Annotated in this window: 7 protein-coding genes; 6 read left to right on the plus strand and 1 reads right to left on the minus strand. The window is 74.8% G+C overall.

Features of this window, described 5'->3' with window-relative positions; all coding sequences use genetic code 11:
• The 6 genes from GTW67_RS28665 to GTW67_RS28690 all read left to right on the plus strand — a co-directional run.
• A partial coding sequence (locus GTW67_RS28665; protein WP_161167663.1) for a RecQ family zinc-binding domain-containing protein occupies nucleotides 1-544 on the plus strand: 544 nt, incomplete at its 5' end.
• Between the two features lie 115 nt (nucleotides 545-659).
• Nucleotides 660-842: a hypothetical protein gene (locus tag GTW67_RS28670; protein WP_161167664.1), complete on the plus strand. Its 183-nt coding sequence runs from the start codon at nucleotides 660-662 to the stop codon at nucleotides 840-842.
• A gap of 21 nt (nucleotides 843-863) precedes the next feature.
• Nucleotides 864-1,571 carry a hypothetical protein gene (locus tag GTW67_RS28675; RefSeq protein WP_161167665.1) on the plus strand — a complete coding sequence of 236 codons (708 nt, stop codon included), beginning with the start codon at nucleotides 864-866 and terminating at the stop codon, nucleotides 1,569-1,571.
• Between the two features lie 80 nt (nucleotides 1,572-1,651).
• Entirely contained in the window at nucleotides 1,652-2,593 is a 942-nt protein-coding gene (locus GTW67_RS28680; RefSeq protein WP_161167669.1) for a DUF6895 family protein, read from the plus strand.
• On the plus strand, nucleotides 2,590-3,510 hold the full coding sequence (locus tag GTW67_RS28685) for a DUF6895 family protein (protein WP_161167666.1): 921 nt from the start codon (nucleotides 2,590-2,592) through the stop codon (nucleotides 3,508-3,510). Before GTW67_RS28680 ends, GTW67_RS28685 begins: the two co-directional genes overlap by 4 nt.
• Nucleotides 3,507-4,586 carry a serine hydrolase domain-containing protein gene (locus GTW67_RS28690; protein WP_161167667.1) on the plus strand — a complete coding sequence of 360 codons (1,080 nt, stop codon included), beginning with the start codon at nucleotides 3,507-3,509 and terminating at the stop codon, nucleotides 4,584-4,586. Before GTW67_RS28685 ends, GTW67_RS28690 begins: the two co-directional genes overlap by 4 nt.
• A 99-nt stretch (nucleotides 4,587-4,685) precedes the next feature.
• On the opposite strand, the gene GTW67_RS28695 is transcribed toward GTW67_RS28690, so the two are convergent.
• Nucleotides 4,686-6,050, minus strand: coding sequence for a trypsin-like serine protease (locus tag GTW67_RS28695; RefSeq protein ID WP_161167668.1), 1,365 nt, complete (start codon nucleotides 6,048-6,050; stop codon nucleotides 4,686-4,688).
• Between the last annotated feature and the right edge of the window lie 133 nt (nucleotides 6,051-6,183).

Genomic DNA, 6,183 nt, shown 5'->3' on the forward strand with positions numbered 1-6,183 from the left:
CGGGCTCTCGCGCAACCGCGTCACCGCGGCCGTCAACCTGCTGGAGGAGGCCGGCGCCGTCGGCACCGGCGAGGACGGCGAGGTCCGCCCCGACCCCGGCACCCCGCCCGGCGAGGCGGCCGGCCTGGCCGAGGACGCGGCCGAGGCGCACCGGGTGACCGACCGCACCCGCGTCGACATGGCCCGCGCCTACGCCGAGACCACGAGCTGCCGACGGCGGTTCCTGCTCGGCTACTTCGGCGAGGAGTACGACCCCCCGTGCGGCGCTTGCGACGTGTGCGACGCGCAGGAGACCGACGCGCAGGAGGCCGACGCACAGGACACGCGGGCACAGGGCTCCCGGGCCGGGGCCTCCCCCTACCGGGTCGGCGCGCAGGTGCGGCACGGCGAGTGGGGCGAGGGCACGGTGCTGAGCGAGGACGGCGACCGCATCACCGTCCTGTTCGACCGGGCCGGCTACCGCACGCTGTCCCTGGAGGCCCTGGCCGGCCGCGACGACCTGCTCACCGTGGTCCCGGGGCGGGCGCCGGACACGCCCTCCTGAATGTCCGAAATGTTGAAAAAAGTATCTTCTGAGAATTTTGAGAAAAGAGGCATGCTTTGTGACTCCCCGGACACCTGTGGTGTGAAGGCCTTTGGCTACCAGAGGAGATGGTGAAATGCCTTCCAAGGACAAGGTGCTCGAAGAAGTCACCGAGAACATCGACATCGAGGCAGCGCTCGACCCCGCCGAGCCCGACGGAGTCTTCAGGGACAGCCGCGAGTGCGCCGGTCTCGCCCTGCAGTCCGGCGGCGGGCACCTGCTGCTCTCGCCCCCGACCCCGCGCCCGAAGAAGGGCTGACGGACCGACGGGAGCAGTGAAATGGAGCAGTCGAGCACGTCAGCCCTTCTCCAGGGCACGGTGCTGGACCTCGCTTCGGACGTGGTCTCCGCCCTTCGGGGCGGAGACCACGTGCGAGCGGGCGGCACCGCGACGACGGACGGCGCGGGCGCGGGCATCGCGCGCGCCGCGATACGCATCCTGGGCGCCGACACGCTGCTGCCCACCGTACTTCTGGGCGTTCCGCCCGACCCCGGCCTGCACGCCGTCTTCAAGGACGCCGTGGCGGCCCACCCGCCCCGGCCCGACGCGGCCCCGACCGTCGTATGGAGCCACTGGGCGATGGCCCGCGCCCTGCGACGCGTCGAAGAGCCCCTGGCCGGACCGCTCGCCGACGACGCGGCCGCCGAACCCGACGCCGGCTGGCTCGACGACGCCGGCTGGCAGCAACTGACCCACCAGCTCGCCGTACTCGCCCCCCTGGCCCTGCCCGGCGAGGACTGCGCGGTGACCCGCGCGGCCCGGCGCCGCCCGGTGGACGTCGCCCGCGGCTTCGTACGGGCGGTACGCCGCCGCGACTGGCAGCAGGCCGCCGGAGCCGGACGCTGGCTCACCCTCCTGGACGGCGTACCGGACACCCTCGGCCTCGAGACGGGCCTCGACTTCGTACGGCTCATGGGCGGCAGCGACCCACGCGTGGCCCTCCAGCTGGAGGCGGCCCGGCTGATGCCGGCCGGAGTCCTCCTGTGAGCGCGACACCCGCGGCGCACCCGGCCACCAGGGACGCGGCGCCGCACGGCGACCGGTGGCACGAGGAGGACGCGCGGCAGGTGCGGCGGATCGAGGAGGCCGCGCTCGCCTGGGTGCACGACCACCGCGACCGCTTCGAACTCGGCGACGACGCCCTCGCCGCCGAGGGCCAGGTGAACCGCACCTGGAAACCGCTGGGCGAACTGGCCCGGGTCTGCGCGTCCGTGTCCCTGTGCACCCCGCCGTCGGACCCGCTGCACGCGCGCGTGAGCGCACTGCTGGAGTTCGCCTGGCAGCAGACCCGCCAGGGCGAGCTGTTCCTGCTGATGCAGTCGCTGGAGCCGTTCGCCACCTACCCGCTGGAGGTGTACGCGGCCTTCGCCTCGGCCGGCCACCGGCACCCCGGCTACGAGGCGTCCGCCGCCCTGGTCGCCCGCACCCGCGGCTGGCGGCTGACCGAGCAGTACCCCACCCGGCGGCTCGGCGTCATCGAGGCCGAACGGCGCAGCGGCATCCCCCCGCACGGCCAGGTGCCGCAGGTGCTCGACCGCACCTGGCTGGGCGGCCTGCCCGAACCCTGGACCTTCGAGCGCGCGGCCGGCTACGCCCTCACCCACGTCGTCTTCCACCTCACCGACTGGGGACGCACCGCCCAGGGTGTGCCGCCCGGCCTGGCGACGTACCTCCAGCACTGGCTGCCGCCCTGGCTCGACACCTGCCTGGAGGCCAGGATGTGGGACCTGAGCTGCGAACTGCTCGCGGTGGCGGCCAGCGTGCCCGGCTCGCCCGGACCGGCGGTGCTGCGCGACGCGTGGCAGCGGCTGGCGGCGGCCCAGCACCCGTGCGGCGCGATCCCGGAGGAGGGCGCCTTCCAGGACGCCGCGGGCCCCGACCCCGAGAACCCCTACGACTTCACCGACTGCTACCACTCCACCCTGATGGCGGTGTTCGCGGCGGCCCTGACGAGGGCACGGCCGGGGAACGCCGCGCCGGGGCACAGCGGACAAGGAGCGCCGGCATGACGGACACCCGGCTGATACACAACGTCGGCGTCGGCGCCCTGGAATGGCTGTGGTCCCACCGCGACGGCTTCCGGCTGGAGCCGGACGCCGACCCCGAGGTGGGCTTCCTGGAGCGCTTCAAGCCGGTCGGCGAACTCGCCCTGATCTGCACGGTGCTCTTCCGCGAGGGCGTCGCCGGCACCCGGCAGGCCCAGCTCGCCCGCCAACTGCTCGACCACACCTGGCGGGAGACCCTGGACGGCGGCCGCATGCTGGCACGCGGACAGCGCATCGAACCGTTCTCGCCCATCCCGTTCGAGGTGTACCTGCCGTTCAAGGAGCTGGGCTACAGCCAGCCCGAGGTGGAACGCGCCACCGAGCTCAACCACCGCCTCGACAGCTGGGCGAAGTTCCCCGTGACACCCACCCGCCGGCTGGGCCTGTCCGCCTTCCAGCGCCGCTTCGGCCTGCCGGCCCGGCCGCCCGAGTCCGCACTCGCCGGCACCACCTGGCTGGCCGCCACCCCCGAACCGTGGACGGTCGAGGGCCACACCGCCTACGACATCACCCACACCGTCTTCCACCTCACCGACTGGGGCGAGAACCCCGGCGGCCTGCCGCCCGGCATCGCCGAGTACCTCGCCACCTGGCTGCCCGTCTGGCTCGACGACTGGCTGGACCTGGAACGCTGGGACCTGCTCGGCGAACTCCTCGTCGTCGACGCCTGCCTGCCCCGCCCCACCCTCGACCGGGCGGCCTGGGAGGGCTTCGCCGCGGCGCAGCAGCCCGACGGTGCCATGCCCGCGATCCGCGCGATGCCCGAGGGCGACCCCGAGGAGGTGTTCGACATCGTCTACCACCCGACGCTCGTCGCCGCCTTCGCCTCCCTGCTGGCCACCTCGCGCGCCCTCACCGAGCTGGCGCACGCCGCCTCATGACGGCCCCTCACCGCCCCTGGCCCGGCGAGCCCGCCGACGACGAGGACGTCCCGCCGGCGCCCGACGCCCCCGCCGCGGACGACCTGCCCGAGCGGCTGGCCGCCGCCGTCGACGCCTCCGCCGCACCCGACGTCGTCTTCGCCGTGTCCCGCCACGGCCGGCGCACCCTGCACAGCGGCGGCACCGGCACGCCCCCCGACACCCCGCGCGAGGACCTGCGCTACGAGACCGGCTCGGCCTCCAAGACGTTCACCGGACTCCTGCTGGCCCGGCTCATCCGGTGCGGCGCGCTGACCGGCGGCGAGCCGGCCGCCGCCTGCCTGGACCCCGGCCGGCCCGTCGGCCCTACCCCCGTGACCCTGGCCCACCTCATCACCCACACCGGGGGACTGCCCGGGCTGCCCCGCGACTTCCTCCCGCGCACCCTGCCCGCCTGGCGCTCCAACCCCTACGCCCGCTACCCGGCCGGCCGCGTCATCGACGCCTTCCTGCGCCACCGCCCCAGGCACCGGCCCGGCACGCGCTGGCACTACTCCAACTTCGGCGTCTCCGTCCTCGGGCACGCCGTCGCCGCCGCCACCGGCACGGACTGGCAGGACCTGTTCACCGAGCACGTCCTGCGCCCGTTCGGCCTCAGCGGCACGGCACTCGCGGCCGAGGACCCCAAGACCGACGCCGCCGGACACGGCAAGGACGGCCGCACCCCGGTGCCGCCGTTCGACGCGGGCGGCTTCCAGGCCGCCGGAGCCGTCCGCGCCACCCCGAACGACCTGCTCACCTTCCTCGAAGCCCACCTCGACCCGGCCGGCTCACCGGCGGCCGACGCCCTGCGCGCGGTACGGGTGCCGGTGCTGCGGCGGGGACTTGACCACCGGCACGTGCACACGATGGCCTGGTTCCGGCACCCCACCGACGGCGGGCCGATGTACTTCCACAGCGGGGCCACCCTCGGCCAGCAGGCCTTCCTCGGCTTCCGGCCCGACACCGGCACGGCCCTGGCCGCGGTCTGCACCCGCCGCTTCCGCGCCCGCGACCCGTTCATCGCCGCCGCCTACGCGTTCCTCGCCGACGGATAGCCGACGGGTGGTCGACGGGCCGCGGACACGCCTTCGGCGCGGGGTGAGGGCCCCGCGCCGAAGGCTTCACTGCGATCCGTCAGGTGTGCCGCGACGCGGTCACACGCGCTGCCACAGGGCCGGCGTGCTCTCCGGCGACCCGGCGCCCTGCGCCTGGTGGTTCTGGAGACACCGGTAGCGCACACCGGCGTAGGACACCGTCGCCCCGACCTGGTAGACCCGGCCGGCGGCCCACGCGTCCGCCGCCGCGTTGTCCTGCGGCGCGGGCGTCGCGGACGCGGCGGACGTGGTCTTCAGGGTGAGGCCGAAGTCGCTGAGCAGCGGATTGACCGGCTGGTAGAACGTGGTGCCGCCGTTGGTGCAGTCGCCGGAGCCGCCCGACGTGGTGCCCTGCGCCTGGACGCCCGCGACGAAGGGGCCGCCGGAGTCGCCGGGTTCGGCGCACACCGTGGTCTCGGTCAGCCCGTCGACGGTGCCCTCGGCGTAGTTGACGCTGGTGTCGTGCTGGCGGACCGTGCCGCAGTGCCAGCCGGTCGTCGACCCGGAACGGCACACCGACGCACCCACGAGCGCCTCCACCGAGCCGGCGACCTGCACCTTCTGCCCGTCCTGCGCCTTGACGTCGGGCGTGGCGGTCCAGTCGGCGTTGACGGCCACCCAGGCCATGTCCTTGCCGGGGAAGGTGGAGCTCTGGAAGGTGCCCTGGTCGCTCTGGTCGGACCCGGTGGTCTTCGCGCCCGGCCTGCCGCAGTGACCGGCCGTGGCGAAGCCCTGCTGCTGGCCCTTGGTGACGGAGAAGCCGATGGAGCAGCGGGCCTGCGCGTCGATGTAGTAGGCGTCGCCGCCCACGAGGTCCTTCAGCAGCCGCGGCCGGTTCGCGGACACCCGGACGCCCACGTTCTCGGCCTCGACGCCCGCGGCCTTCACGAAGGCCGAGGCGGCCGCCTCGCCGGTCGCCTGGACCATGACGCGGTTGGTCCTCACGTCGACGTACCAGACCGGCGTCTCGGCCGTCTTCGTCCGCACGGCGGCGGCGTCCAGCTTCTCCTTGACCGCTTCGAGCCGCGCCAGCGGCTTCTCGACGACCGCCGCCCGGGCGCCCTGCGCCTCGATCGCGCCGGTGTCCGCGGTGTCGGTGGTGGCGACGGTCAGCTCGGCGGCGGTCGCGCCGCTCACCCAGGCCCCGGCGAAGCGGTCGCCCAGCGTGTTGCGCAGCCGGCCCGCCCGGGTCCCGGCCTCCGCCTCGTTGGCCAGCCGGGCCGTCGCCTGAGCCGGCGTCAGCCTCAGGTCGCGCTCCATCGCGTGCAGCATCTGCGCCGGCGGTCTGTCGGCGCCGAGCGTCCGGGCGGCGGCGGGCTGCGGACCCGGCGCGGCCGACGCGGCCGTGGGAAGCGCGGTCAGGGCGAGCGCGCCGAGCGCGGTCAGGGCGGCGCGGCGGGTGCGCGCGGCATGTCTGCCGACCATGCGATGTGCCTCCTTCGAGGGCTGTGCGAGACAGCGCGAGAACGGTGAGCGGCCGTGCGGACGGACCGTGGGCCACGGTGCGCCTGCGGCGAAGTCACAGGCTTTGCCGCAAAGCCCCGCGGCGATGCCGGAC

Origin of the sequence: Streptomyces sp. SID5910 (assembly GCF_009862125.1) — a bacterium.
Taxonomy (GTDB): domain Bacteria; phylum Actinomycetota; class Actinomycetes; order Streptomycetales; family Streptomycetaceae; genus Streptomyces.